General features: G+C 54.9%; 2 protein-coding genes. Both read left to right on the forward strand.

Going from position 1 to position 450, the window contains the following annotated elements; genetic code table 11:
- The first annotated feature begins 101 nt into the window (after positions 1-101).
- Positions 102-293 (forward strand): Rop family plasmid primer RNA-binding protein, encoded by a 192-nt coding sequence (locus VZP09_RS24780; protein ID WP_016947206.1) that lies wholly within the window; start codon positions 102-104, stop codon positions 291-293.
- The coding region (locus VZP09_RS24785; protein ID WP_328795547.1) for a helix-turn-helix domain-containing protein at positions 293-450 on the forward strand (158 nt) is incomplete at its 3' end. The genes VZP09_RS24780 and VZP09_RS24785, both read left to right, overlap by 1 nt.

A 450-nucleotide genomic window follows, 5' to 3' on the forward strand; every position in this document is an offset into this window, starting at 1 on the left:
CCGCTCGCCGCAGCCGAACGGCAGGAGCGTAGCGACTGAGTGAGCGAGGAAGCGGAAAAGAGANNNNCCTTACACTGAGCACTGACGCCCTGAGGCCCCTTATGACGAAACAACAGAAAACTGCCCTGAACATGGCTAAATTCATCCAGAATCAGTCCCTGCTCCTGCTGGAGAAGCTTAACGAGCTTGATCTCGATGCGGAGGCTGACCTTTGTGAGAAACTCCACGATGATGCGGAGCATCTTTTCCGTACACTGTCCCTCAGACTGGATGCACTACAGGAGGGTGACTGATGGCGACAGTGTCGATCAGTGAGGCTGCACGCCTGACGGGTAAGAGCAGGACAACCCTGCACAGGTTAATTAAAGCCGGTGAGCTGTCCACCTGTCGGGGTGAACGGAATGCGAAAATGCTCGAGACTTCAGAGCTTTTGCGGGTGTTTGGTGCCTT

It is taken from the genome of Klebsiella sp. EMBS2024 (assembly GCF_036233805.1).
GTDB classification, from domain to species: Bacteria; Pseudomonadota; Gammaproteobacteria; order Enterobacterales; family Enterobacteriaceae; genus Klebsiella; species Klebsiella pneumoniae.

Coding starts and splice junctions, on each gene's coding strand:
- VZP09_RS24780 (WP_016947206.1), top strand. CDS start 102: ATGACGAAACAACAGAAAACTGCCCTGAACATGGCTAAATTCATCCAG.